This window comes from Sphingomonas paucimobilis NBRC 13935 (assembly GCF_000739895.2).
Lineage (GTDB): Bacteria > Pseudomonadota > Alphaproteobacteria > Sphingomonadales > Sphingomonadaceae > Sphingomonas > Sphingomonas paucimobilis.
In genome coordinates this window covers 64,578-87,683 of sequence record NZ_BBJS01000014.1, presented here as the reverse complement: position 1 = coordinate 87,683, position 23,106 = coordinate 64,578, and the positions used below count along the sequence as shown (strand labels likewise).

Annotated in this window: 19 protein-coding genes; 10 read left to right on the top strand and 9 right to left on the bottom strand. The window is 63.3% G+C overall.

Features of this window, described 5'->3' with window-relative positions; all coding sequences use genetic code 11:
* Nucleotides 1–18: 18 nt before the first annotated feature.
* Together SP6_RS05030 and SP6_RS05025 are read left to right on the top strand one after the other, a co-directional pair.
* A complete protein-coding gene (locus tag SP6_RS05030) occupies nucleotides 19–492 on the top strand; it encodes a hypothetical protein (RefSeq protein ID WP_126053114.1) in 474 nt (157 codons plus the stop codon).
* A 247-nt stretch (nucleotides 493–739) separates the two neighbouring features.
* Nucleotides 740–2,515, top strand: a complete 1,776-nt coding sequence (locus SP6_RS05025; protein WP_113667493.1) for a DUF885 domain-containing protein — start codon at nucleotides 740–742, stop codon at nucleotides 2,513–2,515.
* A gap of 19 nt (nucleotides 2,516–2,534) precedes the next feature.
* Here the strand turns inward: SP6_RS05025 and SP6_RS05020 are convergent, their stop codons facing one another.
* Genes SP6_RS05020 through cyoA form a run of 7 tightly spaced genes read right to left on the bottom strand, consistent with a single transcriptional unit; the run spans nucleotide 2,535 to nucleotide 9,351 of the window.
* Nucleotides 2,535–3,068 carry a response regulator transcription factor gene (locus SP6_RS05020; RefSeq protein WP_007403635.1) on the bottom strand — a complete coding sequence of 178 codons (534 nt, stop codon included), beginning with the start codon at nucleotides 3,066–3,068 and terminating at the stop codon, nucleotides 2,535–2,537.
* On the bottom strand, nucleotides 3,068–4,378 hold the full coding sequence (locus SP6_RS05015; protein ID WP_007403471.1) for an ATP-binding protein: 1,311 nt from the start codon (nucleotides 4,376–4,378) through the stop codon (nucleotides 3,068–3,070). Before SP6_RS05015 ends, SP6_RS05020 begins: the two co-directional genes overlap by 1 nt.
* Nucleotides 4,378–5,088 carry an SURF1 family protein gene (locus SP6_RS05010; protein ID WP_007403504.1) on the bottom strand — a complete coding sequence of 237 codons (711 nt, stop codon included), beginning with the start codon at nucleotides 5,086–5,088 and terminating at the stop codon, nucleotides 4,378–4,380. Before SP6_RS05010 ends, SP6_RS05015 begins: the two co-directional genes overlap by 1 nt.
* Nucleotides 5,088–5,495, bottom strand: a complete 408-nt coding sequence (gene cyoD, locus SP6_RS05005) for a cytochrome o ubiquinol oxidase subunit IV (RefSeq protein WP_037567529.1) — start codon at nucleotides 5,493–5,495, stop codon at nucleotides 5,088–5,090. The genes SP6_RS05010 and cyoD overlap by 1 nt, the downstream gene beginning before the upstream one ends.
* Nucleotides 5,492–6,130, bottom strand: a complete 639-nt coding sequence (gene cyoC, locus SP6_RS05000) for a cytochrome o ubiquinol oxidase subunit III (RefSeq protein WP_007403230.1) — start codon at nucleotides 6,128–6,130, stop codon at nucleotides 5,492–5,494. Before cyoC ends, cyoD begins: the two co-directional genes overlap by 4 nt.
* A gap of 3 nt (nucleotides 6,131–6,133) precedes the next feature.
* A complete protein-coding gene (cyoB, locus tag SP6_RS04995) occupies nucleotides 6,134–8,128 on the bottom strand; it encodes a cytochrome o ubiquinol oxidase subunit I (protein ID WP_007403219.1) in 1,995 nt (664 codons plus the stop codon).
* 11 nt (nucleotides 8,129–8,139) lie between these two features.
* Entirely contained in the window at nucleotides 8,140–9,351 is a 1,212-nt protein-coding gene (gene cyoA, locus SP6_RS04990; protein WP_042468629.1) for a ubiquinol oxidase subunit II, read from the bottom strand.
* Nucleotides 9,352–9,522: 171 nt separating this feature from the next.
* On the opposite strand from cyoA, the gene SP6_RS04985 reads away from it, so the two are divergent.
* From SP6_RS04985 to SP6_RS04975, 3 genes are all read left to right on the top strand, one after another.
* Nucleotides 9,523–10,857, top strand: coding sequence for an MFS transporter (locus tag SP6_RS04985; protein ID WP_007403205.1), 1,335 nt, complete (start codon nucleotides 9,523–9,525; stop codon nucleotides 10,855–10,857).
* Nucleotides 10,858–10,983: 126 nt separating this feature from the next.
* On the top strand, nucleotides 10,984–11,415 hold the full coding sequence (locus SP6_RS04980) for a DUF2147 domain-containing protein (RefSeq protein WP_227876625.1): 432 nt from the start codon (nucleotides 10,984–10,986) through the stop codon (nucleotides 11,413–11,415).
* Nucleotides 11,416–11,486: 71 nt separating this feature from the next.
* Complete coding sequence (locus tag SP6_RS04975; protein ID WP_037567659.1) at nucleotides 11,487–11,759, top strand: DUF1488 family protein; 273 nt, start codon at nucleotides 11,487–11,489, stop codon at nucleotides 11,757–11,759.
* Here SP6_RS04975 and SP6_RS04970 read toward each other — a convergent pair whose 3' ends face one another.
* Both SP6_RS04970 and SP6_RS04965 read right to left on the bottom strand, forming a co-directional pair.
* Nucleotides 11,760–13,808: a hybrid sensor histidine kinase/response regulator gene (locus SP6_RS04970; protein WP_007403241.1), complete on the bottom strand. Its 2,049-nt coding sequence runs from the start codon at nucleotides 13,806–13,808 to the stop codon at nucleotides 11,760–11,762.
* Nucleotides 13,809–13,853: 45 nt separating this feature from the next.
* On the bottom strand, nucleotides 13,854–15,689 hold the full coding sequence (locus tag SP6_RS04965) for a glycoside hydrolase family 15 protein (RefSeq protein ID WP_042468688.1): 1,836 nt from the start codon (nucleotides 15,687–15,689) through the stop codon (nucleotides 13,854–13,856).
* Between the two features lie 106 nt (nucleotides 15,690–15,795).
* Here SP6_RS04965 and SP6_RS04960 point away from each other — a divergent pair, with 106 nt between their 5' ends.
* The 5 genes from SP6_RS04960 (at nucleotide 15,796) to malQ (ending at nucleotide 23,101) form a co-directional block, all read left to right on the top strand.
* A complete protein-coding gene (locus tag SP6_RS04960) occupies nucleotides 15,796–16,929 on the top strand; it encodes a Gfo/Idh/MocA family protein (protein WP_007403378.1) in 1,134 nt (377 codons plus the stop codon).
* 96 nt (nucleotides 16,930–17,025) lie between these two features.
* Nucleotides 17,026–17,307, top strand: a complete 282-nt coding sequence (locus SP6_RS20265; RefSeq protein WP_197913052.1) for a DUF2934 domain-containing protein — start codon at nucleotides 17,026–17,028, stop codon at nucleotides 17,305–17,307.
* 108 nt (nucleotides 17,308–17,415) lie between these two features.
* The gene (gene glgX, locus SP6_RS04950; protein ID WP_037567533.1) at nucleotides 17,416–19,518 is read left to right on the top strand and encodes a glycogen debranching protein GlgX; all 2,103 of its coding nucleotides are present in this window, start codon (nucleotides 17,416–17,418) and stop codon (nucleotides 19,516–19,518) included.
* On the top strand, nucleotides 19,515–21,209 hold the full coding sequence (gene treZ / locus SP6_RS04945; protein ID WP_007403415.1) for a malto-oligosyltrehalose trehalohydrolase: 1,695 nt from the start codon (nucleotides 19,515–19,517) through the stop codon (nucleotides 21,207–21,209). The genes glgX and treZ overlap by 4 nt, the downstream gene beginning before the upstream one ends.
* On the top strand, nucleotides 21,206–23,101 hold the full coding sequence (malQ, locus tag SP6_RS04940) for a 4-alpha-glucanotransferase (RefSeq protein ID WP_007403491.1): 1,896 nt from the start codon (nucleotides 21,206–21,208) through the stop codon (nucleotides 23,099–23,101). Before treZ ends, malQ begins: the two co-directional genes overlap by 4 nt.
* Nucleotides 23,102–23,106: the final 5 nt, after the last annotated feature.

Sequence of the window (23,106 nt, the reverse complement as noted above, 5' to 3'; positions counted from 1 at the left end):
CCCAGGAGGATGATCGCAATGACCACCGAAACCACCCACACCACACTCGACAGCGATCAGCAGAATGGTCGCATTCGCGAAACCCTGGCGCAAGGTCGCGAAACCGCCTCGCACGCCTATCATGACGCGAAGGACAAGGCCGCTGAAGTCGCGCATAAGACCGCGCAAACGATCGAAGCCAACCCGCTCGGCATCCTCGTCGGCGGTCTCGCGGTCGGCGTGCTGGCCGGGGCGCTGATCCCTCGCAGCGCGCGAGAGAAGGAAGTGCTTGCCCCGCTGGGTAAGAAGCTTGGCGAGACCGTCCGTCAGGCCACGCACGCCGCGCGCGAGACGGGTCTGCGCGAATTGGAGCAGGCGGGTCTGACCAAGGATGCGGCGAAGGATCGTGCCCGTTCGCTGTTTGATGACGTGGTCAAGGCGGCGAGCAATGCCGGTTCGGCGGCGGCCAAGGCGGCGGCGAACAAGCCGGCGGCGAACAAGCCGGCGAACTGATGTTAGCTGGTCGCATGGCCATGTAACGCTATGCAATCGAACAATATCATGCGCACCGTCATCCCGAGCGGATGACGGTGCGCTTCTTTTTTGCGCCATGTTCGAATTGTTCGGTGGATAAGCTGGGGCCCAACTTGCGGGGGAATGAGGGGCTTTCTACCAATAGGCCTTCTCTCGAACCGAATGGGATATCCGCTTGCGCCTACTGCCCCTCGCCGCCCTGCTTGCTTCGCTGTCCCTGCCCGCCATGACGGTGCCGGCTGTTGCCCAGGCCCTGCCCCCCGCCCCGCCGCAGCCCGGCGATGGCCCCGAAGACGCCCGGTTGAAGCAGCTTTTCCATGACAGCGACGAAGCCAGCCTGGCCCGCAATCCCATCAACGGCATTTTCCGCGGCGACATGCGCCGTGCCGATCGCGTCGGCGACTTCTTCTCGGACAGCTATATCGCGGCGGAGCGTGCGGCCGCGCAGAAGGATTTGGCACAGCTTGGCCAAATCGATCGTACCAAGCTGACCCCGACCGATCAGATCGCCTATGACGTGTTCCGCAATCAAAGCGAAATGACGCTCAAGGGTCTCGACCCAGCGATCGTCGCGCTCACCATCGTTCGACCGATGGACCATTTTTACGGCATCCAGACCTTCTACCCGGAATTCGCCTCGGGCCAGGGGGCCGCGCCGTTCAATACGGTCGTCGATTACGAGAATAATCTGAAGCGCAACGTCGAATATGCCCGGCTGCTCGACGAGGCGGTCCTGCGCTTCCGGCAGGGCATGGCGAGCGGCGTCGTTCAGCCCAAGCTCGTCGTTCGCAACATGATCGCCCAGTTCGACAATCTCTTGGCAGGCCAGGCGGAAGACTCGACCTTTTATGCGCCGGTCAAGAATTTCCCCGCCGCGATCCCGGCCGCCGATCGAAGCCGCCTGACCGCCGCCTATGCCGCGCAGATCCGCGACGTCATCCTCCCCGCGGAGCGGCGGATGCGAGACTTTCTCCGCACGACCTATCTACCGGTCGCGCGCGACAGCGTCGGCCTTTCGGGCATGCCGGGTGGGGCGAAGCTCTATTCCTATCTGATCGAGCAGAACACCACGCTACCGCTTCAGGCCGAAGAGGTTCATCAGCTTGGCCTGTCGGAGGTCGCCCGCATCCTGAAGGCGATGGAGGTCCAGAAGAAGGCGGTGGGCTTCCAGGGCAGCCTGCCCGAATTCTTCACCTTCCTGCGGACCGACGCCCGTTTCCAGCCCAAATCGGCGCAGCAGTTGCGCGAAGGCTATGAAGCGATCGGCCGCCGCGTCGATACGCGCATTCGCGAGCAATTCTCGCTGGTCCCCAAGACTGCGCTGGAAATCCGCCCCGTGCCGGCGTTCAAGGAAAAGACCGATGCCGGCGGCTCTTATCAGGGCGGTACGCCCGACGGGTCGCGGCCGGGCGTCTTCTATTACAACACCTATGACCTGCCCTCCCGCTATATGTGGGAGATGGAGACGCTCTATCTGCACGAAGCGGTGCCGGGGCATCATTTCCAGATCAGCTTGGCGCAGGAAAATGCCGCCCTCCCCGCTTTCATGCGGTTCGGCGGCAACACCGCCTATGCCGAGGGCTGGGCGCTCTATGCCGAAACGCTATGGCCCGAGCTGGGCATGGAAACCGATCCCTATCAGCGGATGGGCGGCCTGAACGACGAGATGCTGCGCGCCATGCGCCTCGTCGTCGACACCGGCATCCATGCCAAGGGATGGAGCCGGGATCAGGCAATCGACTATATGCTTGCCAACTCGCCGATGGCGCGCACCGACGCGACCGCCGAGGTGGAGCGCTATATCGCTATTCCGGGCCAGGCGCTGGCGTATAAGATCGGACAGCTGACGATCAGCCGGATGAAGGCCAAGGCTAAGGCCGAACTAGGCGCCAAGTTCGATCCGCGCCGTTTCCATGCCGAAGTGCTCGACACCGGCGCACTGCCCATGCCGGTGCTCGAACAGAAAATCGACGCCTGGATCGCGTCGGAAAAGCGTCGCTGATAACGGGGTGAGCGCCACGTCAGGGGACGTGGCGCTTCTCCAATTTCCGCGCCAAGGTGCGGCGGTGCATACCCAGCCGCCGCGCGGTCTCCGAAATATTGAAGTTCGTATCGGCGAGCGTCTCGTTGATCCGTTCCCACTCCAGCGTCTTGATCGAGCTGGGCCGATCGGTGATCGCAGTGGTCGCGTCGCCGCCTGCCTTGTGAAACGCGGCCTCGATATCGTCGGTGTTGGACGGCTTGGCGAGATAGTGACAAGCGCCCAGCTTGATCGCTTCCACCGCCGTGGCGATGCTGGCAAAGCCGGTCAACACGACGATCAGCATCTTCGGGTCATGCGCATGCAGCATCTGGACACAGGCGAGGCCTGAGGCCTGACCCAGCTTCAGGTCGACGACGGCATAGCGAGGCGTGATCTCCGACAATATCGCAATCAGGGCGTCGGGGCTGTTGGCGACCCGCACGTCATAGCCGCGCCGCTCGAACGACCGCTGCAAGGTGCGCGCGAAAGTGTCGTCATCCTCGACGATTATCAGCGACCGTTCGCCGTCCATCACTTCTTCCGATCCGTAATGCCGATCATCCCGAGAGGTAGGGTCAACTTCACCGTTGCGCCACCCTCTGGGCCGTTCCTCGCTTCCACCCGGCCGCCCAGCTTGCGCACGACGCTCGACACCAGGAACAGGCCGACGCCATGCCCCTCACCCTTGGTCGATTGCTGCGGCCGCCCCACCTGCGCCAGCGTGGTCGAAGTGAAGCCGGGGCCGCGATCGGATACCCGGACGGCCACCGTATCGCCTTCTCGCGTCACGCTGAGCCCGACCCAGTGCGGCGACGCCTCCGCCGCATTGTCGAGCACGTTCCACACCGCCTGCTTAATGGCGGGGTCCGAGACGATGGGCGCATCATCCTCGATCCGCTCATAGTCGAACGGCACCTGGGCATGGGCCTCGCGCCATTCGCCGACAATGGCGTCGATGAAGCGGCCGACCTCGGACAGTTCCGCCGCTTCGCCGCGCGGCTCGCCCGCCGATTGCAGGATGCGCGTGACGATCGCCTTGCAGCGCTGTACCTCGGCTTGCATCTCGGCGATCTCGCCCATCAGTTCGGTATCGTCGCGCAATCGGGGCATGCGTCGCCAATCGCTCAGGATCACCGACAGGCTGGCGAGCGGCGTACCGAGTTCATGTGCCGCCCCGGAGGCGAGCAGGCCCATGCGGACGATATGCTCCTCCTCCGACGCTTGCTGGCGAAAATCGGCGATGCGCGCCGCATTCTGCCGCAGATTTTCGCTGATCCGCGTGACGAACAGGATCAGCAATCCGGCGACGATGGCAAAGCCCAGCCAGTTGCCCAGCGTGTGCAGCCCGGCAATATCGCCGAAAAGCCAGGGCGGAAAGGCCAGAGGCCGGTGATGAAGCGACAGCAGCCCGAAACAAATTCCGGTGATGCCCGCCAACGCCCAGGCCGACCAAGTCTCGAGCAGTACCGCCCCCAGAACGACCTGGATGAGATAAAGCGAAATGAACGGATTGGTCGCACCGCCTGCCAGGAATAGCTGAAGCGTCAATGTGCCGACATCGAACATCAGCGCAAACAGCAGTTCGGTATTGGTAATCCGGTGGAAGCGCAGCCGGAAATGGCTGAGCAGGTTGATCGCCACCGCCATCAGCAACACGCCCATCATCGCCGCAACGGGGAGCTGGACGCCCATGACCCGGTTGACGAACAGGATGGTCACTAGCTGCCCCGCCACCGCCATCCAGCGCAGATGGATGAGTTGGCGCATATTGGCGGTGCCGGCCGCCGCATCGGGCTCGCGCGGCCGGACCGTAAAGGGCAGATAGGGCGATCCGCCCACCATCAGTCGCGACCGCGCCGCCACAGGATGACCAGCCCGACGACGGTCAGGATCGCCAGCCCGAACCAGGTCAGGGCATAGGACAAGTGGCTGTTCCGAAAGGCGACGACGGTCAGGCCGCCGACGGGATAACCCCCAGGATTTGGGCTGGCATCGGCGTCGATGAAATAGGGTACGACCGGGCCAAGCGTCTTGGCTGCGGCAATTGCCGCGACGTCGCGCGAATACCAACGGTCGCCCGCCGGATCGTTGGAGCGCAGGAATGCACCCTTCGGTTCGGTAATGCGTATCAGGCCGGTCACGGTGACGGGACCGGCAGGGCGATCATGATCCGCACGCTTCTCGGCGGGTACGAAGCCCCGATTGACCAGGACGGTAAAACGGGGACCGACAAGTGGTGTCAGGACCCAATAGCCGGGGCCATGTACGGTCACGGCTTGCACGAAAGTCTCGCGATCGTTGCGGAACAGACCTTGCGCGGTCACGCGGCGATAGGCGTCGGCCGGGCCGGCCACTGCCGGTGCGGCGACAGGCGGCGCATGGAGCCGCGCTTCCACCGTCGCGATCAGGTCCAGCTTCCAGACGCGGCGATGAAGCTGCCAGACGCCCAAGGAAACGAAGGCCGCGATCAGGGCGATCCCGATCGCGGTAAGGATCGCCGGCACCAGCGGCGAGCGGCCGGGCCACCCGCCTGCGATGCCGGCATCCGCCATTACATGCCGCCGCCCAACTGGGCGGCCATGTCCGGCATCATGTTGGTGTTCATGTGATACATGACCCAGATCGATCCGCTCAGCGTGATGACGACCAGCACCGCCGTAAAGACCAGCGCCATCATCGTCCAGCCACCCTCCGACTTGGTGTTCATGTGGAGGAAGTAGATCATGTGGACGACGATCTGCACGAAGGCCAGGCCCATGATGACCAGAGCGGTCGTCTGGGTATCGCCCAGCGCACCGGTCATCACGGCCCAGAACGGGATCGCCGTCAGGATCACCGACAGCACGAACCCGATCATATAGCCCTTCAGGGAGCCGTGACCGTGGGTGTCGCCATGCGAATGGAGATCGTGGTCGATATTGGCGTGGTCGCCATGACCATGGGGATGATGGGCGCTCACCGGAGAACTCCGAGCAGATAGACAAAGGTGAAGACGCCGATCCAGACGACGTCCAGGAAGTGCCAGAACATCGACAGGCACATCAGGCGGCGCTTGTTCGCCTCGATCAGGCCGAAGCGACCCACCTGCACCATCAGCGTGACCAGCCAGATCGAGCCGAAGGTGACGTGCAGACCGTGCGTGCCGACCAGCGTGAAGAAGGACGACAGGAAGGCCGAACGCTGCGGACCCGCGCCCTCATGGATGAGGTTGGCGAATTCGTAGAGCTCGATCGACAGGAAGGCGAGACCGAACAGGCCCGTGATGCCCAGCCAGATCAGCGTGTTCGACTTCTGGTTCTTCTCCATCGCGATCATGGCGAAGCCATAGGTGATCGACGACAGCAGCAGCATCGAGGTGTTGAGCGCGACCAGCGGGAGCTCGAAAATCTCCCGCGGGGTCGGCCCGCCCGCATAGCTGGTGCCCAGCACGCCATAGGTGGCGAACAGGATGGCGAAGATGAGGCAGTCGCTCATCAGGTACATCCAGAACCCGATGGCGGTCGAGCCACCGGATTCGTGGTGATGATCCTCGTCCTCGACCAGATAATAGGTCGGGTTCTTGGCCGGATCGGCGCTCAGAACGTCGGTCGACATGGATCAGGCTCCCTGTCCGAGCAGACGACGCCGCTCGCTTTCCGTAGCCACGACTTCCTCCACGGGAATGTAGAAATCGCGATCGTAGTTGAACGTGTGCCAGATGGCGACGACGACGACACCGATCAGTGCGATGGCGGCGAGCCACCACATGTACCAGATCATGCCGAAACCGGCGGCCGTCGACAGGGCGGCGATGATAACGCCGGTGCCCGTGTTCTTGGGCATGTGGATCGGACGATAGCCTTCGACCGGAGCCTGTGCCTTCTTGTCCTTCATGTCGTACCAGGCATCCAACTCATGGATGACGGGCGTGAACGCGAAGTTGTAGTCAGGCGGCGGCGACGAGGTCGCCCATTCCAGCGTGCGGCCGTCCCAAGGATCGCCCGTCACGTCGCGCAGCTCTTCCTTCTTCCAGATTGACACGCCGATCTGAACCAGGAAGGCCCCGATCCCACCCGCGATCATCAGCGCACCCAGCAGCGCGACGATGAAATAGATCTGCAGCGACGGATCGTCGAAGTGATGGAGGCGACGCGTCACGCCCATCAGACCCATGATGTACAGCGGCGTGAAGGCGACCCAGAAGCCGATGACCCACAGCCAGAACGACACCTTGCCCCAGAACTGATTGAGCTTGAACCCGAAGGCCTTGGGCCACCAGTAATTGATCGCGGCGAAGGCGCCGAACAGCACGCCGCCGATGATCACGTTGTGGAAGTGGGCGATCAGGAACAGCGAGTTGTGCAGGACGAAGTCGGCGGGCGGAACGGCCAGCAGAACGCCGGTCATGCCGCCGATGGTGAAGGTCAGCATGAACGCGATGGTCCACATCATCGGCAGCTCGAACCGGATGCGCCCCTTGTACATGGTGAACAGCCAGTTGAAGATCTTCGCCCCCGTCGGGATTGAGATCACCATGGTGGTGATGCCGAAGAACGAATTGACGCTGGCGCCAGAACCCATGGTGAAGAAGTGGTGCAGCCAGACCAGGTACGACAGGATCGTGATGACGATCGTGGCGTAAACCATTGAGGTATAGCCGAACAGACGCTTGCCCGAGAAAGTCGAGGTCACTTCCGAGAACACGCCGAACAACGGCAGGATCAGGATGTACACCTCCGGGTGGCCCCAGATCCAGATCAGGTTCACGTACATCATGGGGTTGCCGCCCAGATTGTTCGTGAAGAAGTTGGTGCCGACATAACGGTCGAGCGACAGCAGGACGAGGGTTGCGGTCAGCACGGGGAAGCTGGCGACGATCAGGACGTTCGCGCACAGCGAGGTCCAGCAGAACACCGGCAGTTTCATCATGGTCATACCCGGCGCGCGCATCTTGATGATGGTCGCGATCAGGTTGATGCCCGATAGGGTCGTACCGACACCCGCGACCTGCAATGCCCAGATATAATAGTCGACACCCACATCCGGACTGAAGTCCAGCTCCGACAGCGGCGGAAAGGCCAGCCAGCCGGTGCGTGCGAACTCGCCGATGAACAGCGAGGCCATGACGAGCACGACGCCGCCCGCGGTCATCCAGAAGCTCAAATTGTTGAGGTACGGGAAGGACACGTCGCGCGCACCGATCTGGAGCGGCACGACATAGTTCATCAGACCCGTGATGATCGGCATCGCCACGAAGAAGATCATGATGACGCCGTGCGCGGTGAACACCTGATCATAGTGGTGCGAGTTCAGGAAGCCCTGATTATCGCCGAACGCGATTGCCTGCTGCCCGCGCATCATCAGCGCGTCGGCAAAGCCGCGCAGCAGCATCACGATGCCCAGGATCATGTACATGATCCCGATGCGCTTGTGATCGACCGTGGTGAACCACTCCTTCCAGAGATAGCCCCACAGCTTGAACTTGGTGATGAGCGCCAGCACCGCGAGGCCACCAACGGCGACACCCACGAAGGTGCCGACGACGATGGGCTCGTGGATCGGTAGCGATTCGAGCGATAGCCGCCCGAAGATGGTCTTTAATGTCTGATCCATGATGGCGTGCCTCAGCCGCGACCCGCACCGGCATGACCAAGGGTCAGCGGGCCGGGGGTCTGCGGGATGGAAAGGAAGGACATACGGCGGTTCTTCATGTCGCCCGGCTGCTGCACGCCGTTCGACGGCAGCGGCTCCTTGCTCTGATGCGGCGAGGTCTGGATTTCCTCGGGCGACTTTTCGAGCGCACCCTTGGTCCGCTCACCGTGCATCGGGCCGGTGTTGTTGACGGGCGGATTGCCTTCGCCGACCTTCATCTTGTGCGGATCGCCACCGCCGGTCATCCGGTCATGCATCATCACCTCGGACATGCACGGCGTATTCTCGGCGACGCAGCGATTGACGACGCGGTCGAACAGGCCGCCCTGCACGCCGTTGAAATACATGGCGGGCACATATTCGCTCGGCTTTTCGACGGTCAGGAACGACGCGCGGGTGAGTTCACCCTTGCCCTTGCCTTGCCCCGCCTGTGAAGTGCGGACTTTCTCCACCCACTGGTCGAAGCCGTTGGCCTGGAGCGCATAGACGGGAAAGTTCATGCCCGAGAAACCGGCGCCGCTATAATGCGACGACAGGCCGTGGAACGTGCCCTCACGGTTCATCACGGCATGCAGCTTCGTCTCCATGCCGGGCATGGTGTAAATCATGCCGGCCATAGCGGGAATGTAAAAGGCGTTCATCACCGAGGTGCCGGTCAGACGGAACTCGACCGGCCGATCGACCGGCAACGCCAGTTCGTTGACCGTGGCGATACCCTGCTCCGGATAGATGAACAGCCACTTCCAGTCGAGCGCCACGACCTGAACCTCGAGCGGCTTGACGTTCGCCGCGATCGGCTGACCCGGAGCGGTCCGTTCGATCGGACGATAGGGGTCGAGCAGATGGGTGCTCGTCCACGTCACCGCACCCAGGCAGATGATGATCAGCAGCGGCGCCGACCAGATCACCAGCTCGAGCATGGTCGAGTGGTCGAAGTGCGGATCATATTCCGCTTCCGTATTGCTCTTGCGATAGCGCCACGCGAACAGCACCGTCAGCGCCATCACCGGAATGATGATGAGCAGCATCAGGGCCGTCGCGATCAGCACCAGATCGCGTTGCTGCATGGCGACATCGCCCGCAGGGTTGAGCACGACCGCATCGCATCCCCCCAGCATGGCCAGGAGGGGCAAGGCGGCCCAGCGAAGAGGGCGCAGGCGCGCAAGGCTCGACGAATGAGACATATGACAGGGGCCGCTACGCCTTTGCTGCACCTGCGCACATTGGACAGTTTGTCCAATCCCCGGACGGCTTGGAAAGGCGCATAGGCGCAGCAGAATGGCGGTCATGCGCGGTCTTTTTGCACCGCAACTGCCCCGCCTCAATAACTTGGAAGAAGTCAGGACTGGCAGCCGATGAGCGCAGAGTTAACCGCATCGACCTCGACGCCCCTTGAGCGGGACGCGCGGCTGGTCAATGCCCGCGATCCGCACCATGTCGCGCCGGGCGATATCGCCATCGGCGTCATCATCGGGCGCACGTCGGAGTTCTTCGACTTCTTCGTGTACGCCATCGCGTCGGTGCTGGTGTTCCCGTCGCTGATCTTCCCTTATGTCGACGCGCTGACCGGCACGCTCTATTCGTTCGCGTTGTTTTCGTTGGCGTTCATCGCCCGTCCTATCGGCACCTTCATCTTCATGGCTGTCGACCGCAGTCTGGGCCGCGGGGTCAAGCTGACCATCGCGCTGTTCCTGCTCGGCGGCTCGACCATGGCGATCGCCTTCCTCCCCGGTTACGCACAGATCGGCACCTCGGCTGCCGTGCTGCTCGGCATCTTCCGCATCATGCAGGGCCTGGCACTGGGCGGTGCCTGGGACGGCCTGCCCTCGCTGCTGTCGCTGAACGCGCCGGAGCGTCGTCGCGGCTGGTATGCGATGATCCCGCAGCTCGGCGCGCCGCTCGGCCTGCTGGTCGCCAATGGCCTGTTCGCGTTCTTCCTGACGACGCTCAGCACGGCGGACTTCCTCGACTGGGGCTGGCGCTACCCCTTCTTCGTGGCGTTCGCGATCAACGTCGTGGCGCTCTTCGCCCGTCTGCGCATCGTCGCGACGCCGGAATTCCAGCGTCTGTTCGAAAGCCGCGAACTTCAGCCCGCGCCCGTTGGCGAGACGCTCAGCACCGAGGGCCGCACCGTCATTCTCGGCGCCTTCGCACCGCTCGCGAGCTTTGCGATGTTCCACATCGTCACCGTGTTCCCATTGTCCTGGGTCGTGCTGTTCAACCGTGAACGTCCGCAGGACTTCATGATGATCGAGATCGTCGGCAGCATCGTCGGCGTGCTCGCGATCCTTGCCTCGGGCAAGATCGCCGACCGGGTCGGTCGTCGCACGCTGCTCGGCGCCTCGGCCGCAGCGATCGCGGCCTATGCCGGTTTCGCGCCGCAGTTGCTGGACCAGGGCGGCGTTGGCGAGACGGTCTATATCGTGCTCGGCTTCCTGCTGCTTGGCCTGGGCTTCGGTCAGTCTTCGGGCGTCATCAACGCGGGCTTTTCGCCGCTGCGTCGCTACACCGGTGCGGCAATCACCTCAGACCTCGCCTGGCTGATCGGTGCGGGTTTCGCGCCCCTGGCTGCACTTCTGCTGTCGAGCAATTTCGGCCTGATATCGGTCGGTGTCTATCTGCTGTCGGGCGCGGTGTGCACGCTTGCCGCTCTGGGCATCAACAAGGAACTGGCGAAGCGCTCTTCCTGATCTGACGCCATCCTGAACCGAAGAAGCGGCCGGCGGGGCGACTCGCCGGCCGTTTTGTTTCTGTTCACGGCCATTCCTACATGAAGCAGGCAAAGCCCTGACCGGGCTATCGTGACAGGAGGCGTGATGACGGACGGCAAGCGATGGATGGCCAAGGCATTGATCGGCCTGACGAGTTTCGGATTGGCGGCAAGCGTTGCCGAGGCACGGGTACCGGCAGGCGTCTGGGCCAACCCTTCCAATAGCGTACAAGTGCGCTTCGCCCCATGCGGGCGTGGGCAGGATGCGCAGTTGATGTGCGGCACGGTCATCTGGGCCAGTGAGCAGGCCAAGGCCGATGCGGCACGTGGCGGATCGGATCGATTGGTCGGTACCCGCCTGTTCACCGATTTCGAGGAGGAAGAGCCCGGTCGCTGGGCCGGTACCGTCTTCATCCCCGATATCGGCCGCGAGGTGGAGGGCACGATCACGCAGGTCGATGCGAAGACCTTGGTCGGTGAAGGCTGTCTGTTCGGCGGGCTCGGCTGTCGCCAGCAACGGTGGCGGCGCGTCAAATAAGCAGCGCCTCGGGGAACCCGAGGCCGTTTTCCGCGTCCCCGATGTCGCTATCGGATGAGGAAAGGACGATCATGGCGGACGATGCGTTGACGGTGGTCAAGGGCACGCTGGAGGACAATGTCGGCGATCGACAGGTCGAGTTCGTCGGCGAAATTGACGGCGAGGAGTATCAGTTCGCCGTCCAATATGACGTGCTCGAAGCGCTGAGCGGCGACGTTCCCGAGGGCGATGCGGTGGAACTCTTCGAGCGTTATTCGGACGACATTCTCGAAGCGGCCCTGACCGCGCTCGGCCGGGATGTGGAACAGTCGCTGGTCGTGGTCAGCGAAAACGACCTCGACTGATCAGCCGAGGAACAGGCGATCAATCTGCTGTGCAAGCTCGGCCAGCGTATAGGGCTTGCGAAGCAGGGCGAAGCCGTGGCTGCCTTCGTCGGCAATCACTTGGCTATATCCGCTGGTCAGCAGGATGCGCAGGCCGGGATATAGCCGGGTGATGTCATGGGCGAAGTCGATGCCCGATTGGCCGGGCATCATGACATCGGAGAAGACGAGGTCGAAGCGCGTCGCATCGGCCTTCAGTTCCTCCAGCGCGGCGGCGGCATTGGTGGCGATCACCGTGCGGCAGCCCAGCGTCTTGAGCGCTTCGACGGCGAACTGACCGACCTCGATATTATCCTCGACGATGAGGACGCACAGATCGGATCGCGGCGCCATATCGATCGTCCGCATTCCGGCATCCGTCTGAGGCTGGCGATGGCTTTGCGGCAGGATCAGCGTGAAGGTCGCGCCCTGTCCCGGCTGGCTGACGACCTGCACATCGCCGCCCGACTGCCGGGCAAAGCCGAAAACCTGGCTCAGCCCCAGGCCCGTGCCGGCGCCAAGCTGTTTGGTCGTGAAGAAGGGTTCGAAAATCTGATCGAGCCGGTCGCTGGGGATGCCCTCACCCGTATCGGTAATGGCAATCCGCACCTGCTCCATTCCATCAGGGCCGATGGCAGAGCTGATGCGGATGGTCAGTGTCCCCTGCCCGGCCATCGCGTCACGGGCATTGACCGCCATGTTGACGATGGCGGTGTCAAGCTGGCTGCGATCGACATGGGCGAAGCATGGCGTCTCCGGACGTTCGATGACCAACCGAATGCCAGCCCCGGAGAGCGTGTGGATCATGTCGGTCAACGTCATGATGCTCGCACCGACATCGATGACCTCGGGCGTCAGCGGTTGGCGCCGGGCGAAGGCCAGGAGTTGCGCGGTCAGCTTGGCGGCACGGTCGGCGGCATCGGCGATCGCGTCGATCTGGCGCTGGCGCCGCTCGGACGGGAAATCGGCATGGCGCAGCAGGTCGATCGAACCGCGAATGACCGTGAGGAGATTGTTGAAGTCGTGCGCCACCCCGCCGGTCAGTTGCCCGATCGCCTCCAGCTTCTGCGCCTGACGCAGTTGTTCCTCGGTCTGGCGCAGCGCTTCTTCGGCGGCCCTTTGCTGCGTAATGTGCCGGCCGACCGCGAACACCTCGTTGCCGTGCGCCGCGCCGACCCAGGATATCCATTCATAATGGCCCTCGGCATGGCGCATCCGCACTTCGGTGCGGGCCACCCGCCCTTCCAACGAGCGGGATAGTGCTCGCTCTGCGGCGGGCAGGTCATCGTCATGGACCAGATCGGTGACCAGATGCCCTAGCAATGTCCCGCTCGCGTAACCGAGCAGATCATGCCAGGCGGGGTTGACCCGCTGGATCGCCCCCTGCTCGTCGAGGACGGTCAGCAGGTCGGGAGAAACGTCCCACATCCGGTCTCGCTCGGCCGTCCGCTCGACGATGCGCTGTTCGAGCGTGACGTTGAGCCCGCGCAGCTCCTCTAAAGCGGCGGATAGCTGTTCCTGGCTGTCACGCAACGCGGCATCGGCCAGCACGCGCGACGTGGTCTCATTGGTGAAGATGAACAGGCCGGCCACTTCCCCCGCCGCGTCGAGGACACGGGAGTAGGAGAAAGTCCAATAGGTCAGGGCCTCGCCACGATCCGTTCCCAGCTTCCAGGGCAGATCGACGAAGCGCTGCGTGCGACCGGCCAGCGCGTCGTCGATGATCGGCCGTGCCTGTTCGAGTGCTTCCGCCCAGACTTCATCGAACCGGGCGCCCATTGCCCAGGACAGACGGGGCCCAAGCAGCGGAAAATAGGTCTCGTTGAAGAAGAAGTGCAGATCCGGCCCCCAGGCCAGGATCATCGATTCGGGCGAGTTGAGCACCAGGCTCAACGCAACGCGAAAATTCTCCGGCCATGTTTCGGGTGGGCCGAAAGGATGATCGGCCCAATCCCTGTCCAGAATCAGCCGCGTCGCTGCGCCACCCCCTTCGAGGAACGCCAGTTGCGGGGGAAGCTTTTCGGCCGTCATCGGCCGGCTGCTAGCAACTTACATCAAGAGCCGCCACCGACGCGCTCACAATTCCTCACCACATAGCGTAACGGCGGCCTGAATGACCGCGAGATGGGTCAGTCCCTGCGGCATGTTGCCCAGATAATGGCCGGTGTCCGGATCGATCATCTCGGCATAAAGGCCCGCTCCCCGGCTATCCAACGCTTCGGTCGCCGCGTCGAACGCCGCCTGGGCCGCCTCCCGCTGCCCCAGGATCGCCCGTGCTTCGATCATCCAGAAGGTACAGGCGAGAAAGCACGCTTCCTCTTTCTCCACGCCGGAATAACGATAGTGAAAGGCGCCCTTGCCCAGTTCCCGGTCGATCGCATCCAAGGTACGCGCCAGCCGATCCTGCCCATCGAACTGGAAACGCACCGCGAGCGCCAGACTGGCGTCCAGTGCGTCACTGTCGGGATGCATCAGATAGGCGCCGCGCTTCTCCGACCAGCAATGCTCGCCGATCCAAGCTTCGACGCGGTCGCGTTCGCGGGCCCAGCGATCGCGGCAGGTGGTGGGGATTTGGCCCTCATCCGCCAGCTCGACCGCACGGGCCAGCGCCTGCCAGCAACTGATCTTCGACATGGTGTAATGGCGTTCCTCGGGCAGCTCCCAGATACCCGCATCGGGCAGGCGCCAGCGATCGGCACAGGCGTCGGCCAGATGCGACAGGGTTTCCGCACTGGAGGAGTCGAGAAAATTGCCGCAGGACACGAAGCGGCTCGCCGTCTCGAAAATATCGCCATAGATGCCATGCTGGTGCTGGCCCCCGGCCAGATTGCCGACCCGCACGGGGCGCGACTGGCGATAGCCACTGACGGCGATTTCCTGCTCGGCCGGCACGCGCTGGCCGTTCAGCGTGTAGCAGACCTGCGGCTCCGCCTCGCCCAGTCGCTTGAGCAGCCAGGTGAAGGCGGCCTTCGCCTCGGCATGGGCACCAATGCGCAGGAACGCCTTGATGGTATAGCCGGCATCGCGAACCCAGGCGTAGCGATAGTCATAGTTTTTCGAACCCCCGATCCCCTCGGGCAAGGAGGTCGTCGCGGCGGCCGTGATCGCACCGGTGGGCGAGTAGAGCAGCAGCTTGAGCGCCAGCGCATTGCGCAGGACACGGTCGCGCTGCGCGTCGGGTACCTTCAGGCGGCTCGCCCATTGCCGCCACTCGGCATCGGACAGATCGATACGCTCGTCGATCTGCTCGATATCCTGGCAGACCAGCGGCTCATCCTCGCCGGCAATGATGGCGATCCGGGCGCGGTCGCCGGGGCCGACCGCCGCCTGGGCGGTGACCAGCCCATCCTCGATCGTCTCGACCGTGACATGGCCGCAATGGCGAAACACGCCGAGCACCCGATCGACATGGAAGACATTATGTCCCCCCGCCGGCGCGAAATAAGGGCTGACGGTATCCGCTCTCCGGCTGAAGCGAAGGGTGATGGCAAAGCGGACGAAGCCGTCCAGCCCTTCTACCCGCCGCGCCAGTTCCGCCCAGGGAAGCCGCCCGGCTGTTCCGCTGTTCAGGGACTCGACAAGCTTGGCACGACCGGCCGCGGTGATGAACACCGTCTCCAGCACGTTGCTGTCGGGGCGGTAGCGACGCTCGACCGTAAAGGGCTCGACCGGGGTGATCGAGAAACAACCACCGCGTTCGCCGTCGAGCAGCCGATCGAACAGCGGCGGCGAATCCATATTGGGCACACACCACCAATCGATCGCGCCATCGGCCCCACTCAGCGCCACGCTTCGCCCATCGCCCAGCGCCGCATAATTTTCGAGATCGAGGAAACCGTCTTCGTCGCGGAGCGGATCGGGATGCTGGTCGGGCAATGTCACGAGGGCGCGCGCTCCGCTTAGGGGGATCATGATCCAGGTTATCGCCTTGAAACTCGTCAAAAGGAGGAAGTCTCCGTGGGACCTTCCGCAGTTTTGCGCGTTGCAGCAGCCATTACGACGACATGGGAGTAATGTGATGAGCCTGGCATCGGCATTTGGTTTCGGCACGACGAAGGTCCGCTATGCGGTCGTGGGCGCCGGCGATATCACCCAGTCGGCGATGTTGCCCGGCATCAAGCATACGGGCAATTCGGAACTGACCGCGATCGTCACTGGCGACGCCGAAAAAGGGCGTGCGCTCGCCGAAAGATACGGCGTCGAACATGTCTATTCCTATCATGAATTCGACAAGCTGCTGACCGCCGGCGTCTGCGATGCCATCTATCTGGGCACCCCCAACTGGCGCCATGCGGAGTTCGCCATCCCCGCGCTTGAGGCTGGCATCCATGTGCTGTGCGAAAAGCCGCTGGAGATTTCGGTCGAGAAGGCCCGCGCAATCCAGGCGGCGGAGAAGCGGTCGAGCGCCAAGCTGATGACCGCCTATCGCCTGCATTTCGAACCCGGCACGCTCGCGGCGATCGAGAAGATCCGCAATGGCGAACTGGGCGAATTGGTCGCCTTCACCTCATGCTTCGGGCAGAAGCTCGATCCCGACAATCACCGCGCCAAGCATGGGCTGGAGGCCGGGCCGCTATTCGACATGGCGCCCTATCCCATCAACGCCATCCGCTATCTGTTCGGTGCCGAACCCGTGGCGGTCGAGAGCGCCGTGGCCACGCGCCAACCCAGCGCAGGACTGGGCGATCTGGATGATACCTTCGCCGTCGTGCTGCGCATGCCCGGCGATCGGCTGGCCAGCTTCACGGTCAGCTATGCGATGAACAATGTCGACAGCCTGATCATCGCGGGCATGAAGGGTTCGATCCATATGAGCCCGGCCTATGGCTTTCAGTCGGGGATCGAGCATGAGGTGACGATCGGTGACAAGGAGAGCCATGAGACCTTCAAGCACACCGACCAGTTCGGTGGCGAGATGCGCTACTTCTCGGATTGCATCCTGAACGACCGCGATCCCGAGCCAGATGCCGAGGAAGGTATGTCCGACCTGCGTGTCATCGAGGGCATCGTCAAGGCGATGGAAACCAAGTCCCGCGTCGAGCTGCCGCCCTTTACCCGCACTCGCCGGATCGACCCGCCCAGCCAGCGTCAGACCCTGTCCGCCGTCAGCGCACCCGAGCCAGTAAAGGCGAAATCGCCCACCGGTTCCTGATCGGTGACGATCAGCTAATTTTTTGCGGGAGCGGAACGACCCTATCAATCGTTACGCCGCCGATGACATATCATGTGTCACGACAGGGAGAAGACGGTGGATCAGCGGGAAGAGCAGCTTCGTCAGCGGGCGTATGATATCTGGCAGGCCGAAGGTGAGCCCCATGGCCGCGATCGGGACCATTGGGAAATGGCCGAACGTGAGTTGAGTGACACGCCGACAGAGGAAGCCCCGAAGGTGGAGACAGAGGCCAAGCCTGTCTCCACCCGGCGCAAGTCTGCCGGCGCCAAAACGACGCAGACCGCTCCCGCCACGATCCAGGATGACGGCGTTACCGCGAAACCCAAGACGCGAAAGCCACGCGCCAGCAAGTCCTGACGCGATCGCTCGGCAGACGGACTCCCATCCATCTCCCGAGCCGACATCTCCTGATTTTCAGAATCAATTCACGCATAGTCTTCCACCGACTTTTGCCGGAGAGCCCACTTGACCGCATTGCCCGATCGGATTCTGCCCGGTTCGCCCCATCCGCTGGGGGCGACCTTCGATGGCGAAGGGGTTAATTTCGCCGTCTATTCGGCCAATGCCGACCGGATCGAACTCTGCCTGTTCGATGCCAAGGGCAAGCGCGAACTGCGGCGCTATACCCTGCCCGAGTGCACGGACGAGGTCTGGCACGGCTATCTGCCGGATGTCGGTCCGGGTCTGCTCTATGGCTACCGCGCCCATGGCCCCTATGAGCCCGAGGCGGGCCATCGCTTTAATCCGAACAAGCTGCTGCTCGACCCCTATGCGCGCAAGTTGTTCGGCGAGATCAAATGGACCGACGCGCTACATGGCTATCAAATCCGGTCTAAAAAGGAGGATTTGAGCTTCGACAAGCGCGACAGCGCCGCCGCCATGCCCAAGGCGGTGGTGGTGGACGATCATTTCGACTGGTCGCGCGACGTGAAGCCCAATACCCCTTGGTCGGAAACCGTCATCTATGAAGCGCACGTCAAGGGCCTGACCAAGCTGATGGAGCTGGTCCCGCCGCGTGAGCGTGGGACCTATGCCGGTCTCGGCCATCCGGCGGTCATCAAGCATCTGAAGCGCATCGGCGTCACCGCGATCGAGTTGCTGCCGATCCACAGCTTTACCCAGGACCGCTTCCTGCAGGAAAAAGGCTTACGCAACTATTGGGGCTATAACACGCTCGGCTTTTTCGCGCCCGAGCAGGCCTATTTCGCGACCGACACGCAGGACGAACTTCGCCGCGCGGTGCACAAGCTGCATAAGGCGGGGATCGAAGTGATCCTCGACGTCGTCTACAATCACACCTGTGAAGGGTCGGAAAAGGGCCCGACCCTGTCATGGCGCGGGCTCGACAATGCTAGCTACTACCGACTGGTCCAGGATCAGCCGCGCTACACGATCAACGACACCGGCACCGGCAACACGCTGAACCTGTCCAAGGCGCGGGTGATCCAGATGGTGGCGGACTCGCTCCGCTATTGGGCGACGAGCTTTGGCATTGACGGCTTCCGCTTCGACTTGGGCCTGACGTTGGGCCGCGAAGCCGATGGCTTCGATCCGGGGGCGGCCTTCTTCGATGTGCTCCGCCAGGACCCGGTGTTGGGTCGGTTGAAGCTTCTGACCGAGCCATGGGACGTGGGGCCGGGTGGCTATCAGCTCGGCAATTTCCCGCCCGGCTTCTCGGAGTGGAATGACAAGTATCGCGACACCGTGCGCAAATTCTGGCGTGGCGATCCCGGTCAGCGGGGGGAACTGGCCGCCCGCCTCTCGGGCTCGGGTGACCTGTTCGACCGGCGAGCCCGGCGCCCTTGGGCGAGCCTCAACATGCTCGCCGCGCATGACGGTTTCACGCTCGCCGATACCGTCATGTACGAACAGCGTCACAATGAGGCGAACAAGGAAGACAATCGCGACGGCCATTCCGAGAATTATTCGCGCAACTGGGGCGTCGAAGGACCGACCGACGACGAGAATATCAAGGCGGCACGCGGTCGCGTGATGCGGTCGATGATGACGACGCTGCTCGCCTCGCTCGGCACGCCGATGATCGTGGCCGGCGATGAGTTCGGTCGTACCCAGCATGGCAACAACAATGCCTATTGCCAGGATAACGAGATCAGTTGGCTCGACTGGAAAGCGGCCGCGTCCGAGGAAGGTGAGGCGATGATCGCCTTCACCGCCAGATTGGCGGACCTGCGTCGCCGCTATCAAGTGCTGCGCGCGCCGCAATTCCTTTACGGACAGGATACGCCGGGGCACGGCGTCAACGATATCGAATGGTGGGACGAGCGCGGCGATCAGCTCAGCCCCGACGACTGGAACAACCCGGAGGGTCGCGCCCTGATGATGCGACGCGCGATTAAGACCGAGGATGACCGTATCGAGGCTGTTTCGCTGCTGCTCAACGCTTCGCCCGATCCGATCACCTTCACCCTGCCCCCGCCCCATAACGATCGCACTGTCCTGATCGACAGTGCCAAGCCCGAGCAGGGCGAGATCGCTATCGGCGACAGCTATGAGGTCGCGCCGCAGAGCGCCGTCCTGATCACCTGGCATGACGTGATTGCGTCATGACCAGTTGGGGCCCCGAGCTGCGGGATGACGGTACGGCGCGCTTCCGCCTCTGGGCGCCGGATCGCGATCGGGTCACGCTCGAAATCCATGGCGGCGCGTCTGTCGCCATGGAGCGCGATGCAGAAGGGTGGTTCTCCGTCGATGCCGAGGCCGGCCCTGGCACCCGCTACCGTTTCCGACTGGATGCGGATTTGGTCGTGCCCGATCCCGCTTCCCGGCTGCAATCCGGCGGCGTTCACGGTTGGAGCGTCGCCGTCGATCACGCCTTTGCCTGGAGCGCGACCGAATGGCGTGGACGGCCGTGGGAAGAGACGGTGTTGCTGGAGGTCCATGCGGGGACGCTCGGTGGTTTTGCCGGCATCCGCGATCGGCTGGCGGGCTTAGCGGCGGCGGGTATCACCGCGATCGAGTTGATGCCGGTCAATGCTTTCGGCGGTACGCGCAACTGGGGCTATGACGGTGTCCTGCCCTATGCCGTGGCCGAGGCTTATGGTTCGCCGGCCGAACTGAAGACGCTGATCGACACCGCGCATATGCTGGGCATCTCCGTCTTTCTCGACGTGGTGTACAACCACTTCGGTCCTGACGGGAATTACCTCAATGCCTATGCCGGCGCCTTCTTTCACAAGGATGTCGACACCCCCTGGGGTGGCGCGGTGGCGGTCGATGTCGATACGGTGCATCGTTTCTTCGTCGACAATGCGCTGATGTGGCTGCGCGATTATCGCATCGACGGGCTTCGCTTCGACGCCGTCCATGCCATCGCCAATGACGATTTCCTCGACCGCATGGCGCGCGAGCTTCGTGCCAGCCTGCCCGAGCGACAGGTTCATCTGGTTCTGGAGAATGAGAAGAACGACGCCGACCGCCTGTCCCCGGAGCGGTTCGACGCGCAGTGGAACGACGACTTTCACAATGTGCTGCACGTCCTGCTCACCGGTGAGACCAGCGCCTATTATGGCGATTTCGCCGACCGTCCGGCCGAACGTCTCGCGCGCTGTCTGAAGGAAGGCTTCATCTATCAGGGCGAAGGGTCTGCCAATCACGATGGCACGCCCCGCGGCAAGCCATCGGTGCATCTGCCCAGCACCGCCTTCGTGGCCTTCCTTCAGAACCATGACCAGGTCGGCAATCGTGCCATGGGCGAGCGGCTGATCCGGCTGACCGATCGCGAACGCCTTCGCGCCGCCACCGCGCTGCTGCTGCTGGGGCCGCAAATCCCGCTGCTGTTCATGGGCGAGGATGAGGGGAGCGACAGTCCTTTCCTGTTTTTCACCGACTTCCATGACGAACTGGCCGATGCCGTGCGCGAAGGCCGCCGAAAGGAATTCGCGAAGTTCGAGGCTTTTGCGGATGAGCAAGCACGCGAACGCATTCCCGATCCCAATGCCCGGACGACATTCGAAGCGTCCGTGCCGAAACCCGGGCCGGATGCGGGCGAGTGGCGGGCGCTGTACCGGGAATTGCTGATGCTGCGACAGGTGCATATCGTGCCGCGTCTCAAGGGTGCCATTGGCATTGATGCGGACGTGGTCGGCGATGCCGCCGTCAAAGCTCGCTGGCGAATGGCGGATGGTGCGACGCTGACCATCCAGATCGACCTGAGTGACGCTCCTGCGTCTGCCTTCGGAGAGGAGGGAACACTGATCCACCGTGAGGGCGATCGGTTCGCTGCCTGGATTTCGGCGTGAGCGACCTTCACGATCGGGCCAAATCCGCCGGGCTGATCCGCGACTGGCAGGACGCGAAGGGAACCGACCAGCAAGTCTCCGATGAGGCGCTGGAGGCCATCCTGGCGTGTCTTGATCATGACGTTGGCGAAGAACGGTTCGTGTCTGGTGATGTCGGGGAAGCCATTGCTTTGCCAGAGGGTTGGCGATCGGGGTCGGCAAAGCTTTTGCTCGAGGATGGCGAAATCCGATCGGTAAAGCTGGAAGAACAAGGCGGACGAGCTCAACTCCCTGCACAGCTCGCGCCCGGCTATCATCGCCTGGAACAGGGCGAACGCCAACTGACGGTCGCGGTCGCGCCACGTCGATGTCCATCGCCGCCGGCTGGTCGTCATTGGGGTAGCGCGGTCCAGATCCCATCGCTGCGCGAGGGGCACGGGGCCTATGGAGATTTCGCCAGCCTGGCCGCGGCCGCCACAACCCTGGGTCGCGCCGGAGCGGCAGCCTTGGCGATCAGCCCGGTCCATGCCCTGTTCCCCGCCGATGCCACGCGCTTCAGTCCCTATGCTCCGTCCAGCCGGCTATTCCGCAATGCGTGGCTCGGACCAGCGGGGGAACCCGTGGTCGAAGCCGGTGAATTGATCGACTGGAAATCCGCCGCACCGGATCGGATGCGTGACCTCCGCGCCGCATATGATGGCTTGTCTTCCGAAGAACGGGCGCAATTCGCGCAGTGGCGGCAGTCGCAGGGCGAACGGCTTCAGGCCCATGTCGTCTTCGATACCCTCCATACCTATTTTCACGCCCGGGCAGGAGCCAGCGGCTGGCCCCAATGGCCGACCGAATATCATGATCCTGCCAGCGACACGGTAAGCCGCTTCGTCGCGGAGCATGAGGACGCCGTTACCTTCCATGCCTTCACCCAGTGGCAGGCAGATCGCGGGCTGGCGAAAGCCGCCAGTGCCGCGCGGGGCGCCGGCATGGCGATCGGCCTGATCGCCGACCTCGCCATCGGTGTCGCGGGCGACGGTGCCGACGGGTGGAGCAGGCCGCAAGACTTGCTGACTGGTCTGTCGATCGGTGCACCGCCCGATCCGCTGGGGCCCGATGGGCAGAATTGGGGGATCACCGCCCTTTCGCCCTTTGCGTTGCGCAGACAGGGCTTCGCGCCCTTCATTCGGACGCTTCGTGCGATCTTCGCCCATGCGGGGGGCGTGCGGATCGATCACGCCCTTGGCCTTGGTCGGCTCTGGGTTATTCCCGACGGTCGGGCGGCGGATCAGGGTGCGTATCTGACCATGCCGTTCGATCACATGTTGCGTATCTTGAAGATCGAGGCACACCGAGCGAATGACGGGCGCGGCGCGATCGTGATCGGCGAGGATCTCGGCACCGTGCCTCCCGGCTTTCGCGACACCATGGCAGACGCCGGGATGCTGGGGATGCGGGTCCTGCCGTTCGAACGCGACAAGGCCGGCCATTTTCTGGCGCCCGAGACATGGTCTGCCCATGCGATCGCCATGACGGCCACGCATGACATCGCGACGGTCGCCGGCTGGTGGGAAGGTCGGGACTTGGAATGGCGTGCGCAGATCGCGGGCACCACCGTATCCGATGACCAAGTCGAAGAACGCAAGGAAGAGCGGGCTCGGCTTTGGGACGCAATCGGGGAAGGCCCTGCTCCGGCGGAAGCCGCCGTCGTGGTCGATGCCGCCATCGAAGCGGTGGCGGCCACCCCCTGCCCCCTTGCCATCGTGCCCGTCGAGGACCTGTTTGGCCTGATTGAACAGCCCAATCTGCCGGGCACGGTAGACGAGCATCCCAATTGGCGCCGTCGCCTGCCCGATACGCTGGAGGCCTTGACCGCCGATACGACGGTCGTCGCCCGCATTACAATGCTCAACGCCCGCTGACCCTT

Bases quoted from the DNA above. Each gene is read 5' to 3' on its own strand.
- SP6_RS05020 (WP_007403635.1), bottom strand. From the start codon at position 3,068: ATGGACGGCGAACGGTCGCTGATAATCGTCGAGGATGACGACACTTTC.
- SP6_RS05015 (WP_007403471.1), bottom strand. From the start codon at position 4,378: ATGGTGGGCGGATCGCCCTATCTGCCCTTTACGGTCCGGCCGCGCGAG.
- cyoB (WP_007403219.1), bottom strand. From the start codon at position 8,128: ATGGATCAGACATTAAAGACCATCTTCGGGCGGCTATCGCTCGAATCG.
- SP6_RS04985 (WP_007403205.1), top strand. From the start codon at position 9,523: ATGAGCGCAGAGTTAACCGCATCGACCTCGACGCCCCTTGAGCGGGAC.
- cyoC (WP_007403230.1), bottom strand. From the start codon at position 6,130: ATGTCGACCGACGTTCTGAGCGCCGATCCGGCCAAGAACCCGACCTAT.
- SP6_RS05010 (WP_007403504.1), bottom strand. From the start codon at position 5,088: ATGGCGGATGCCGGCATCGCAGGCGGGTGGCCCGGCCGCTCGCCGCTG.
- SP6_RS04980 (WP_227876625.1), top strand. From the start codon at position 10,984: ATGACGGACGGCAAGCGATGGATGGCCAAGGCATTGATCGGCCTGACG.
- SP6_RS05030 (WP_126053114.1), top strand. From the start codon at position 19: ATGACCACCGAAACCACCCACACCACACTCGACAGCGATCAGCAGAAT.
- treZ (WP_007403415.1), top strand. From the start codon at position 19,515: ATGACCAGTTGGGGCCCCGAGCTGCGGGATGACGGTACGGCGCGCTTC.
- SP6_RS04965 (WP_042468688.1), bottom strand. From the start codon at position 15,689: ATGATCCCCCTAAGCGGAGCGCGCGCCCTCGTGACATTGCCCGACCAG.
- cyoA (WP_042468629.1), bottom strand. From the start codon at position 9,351: ATGTCTCATTCGTCGAGCCTTGCGCGCCTGCGCCCTCTTCGCTGGGCC.
- SP6_RS04975 (WP_037567659.1), top strand. From the start codon at position 11,487: ATGGCGGACGATGCGTTGACGGTGGTCAAGGGCACGCTGGAGGACAAT.
- SP6_RS04970 (WP_007403241.1), bottom strand. From the start codon at position 13,808: ATGACGGCCGAAAAGCTTCCCCCGCAACTGGCGTTCCTCGAAGGGGGT.
- SP6_RS04960 (WP_007403378.1), top strand. From the start codon at position 15,796: ATGAGCCTGGCATCGGCATTTGGTTTCGGCACGACGAAGGTCCGCTAT.
- SP6_RS05025 (WP_113667493.1), top strand. From the start codon at position 740: ATGACGGTGCCGGCTGTTGCCCAGGCCCTGCCCCCCGCCCCGCCGCAG.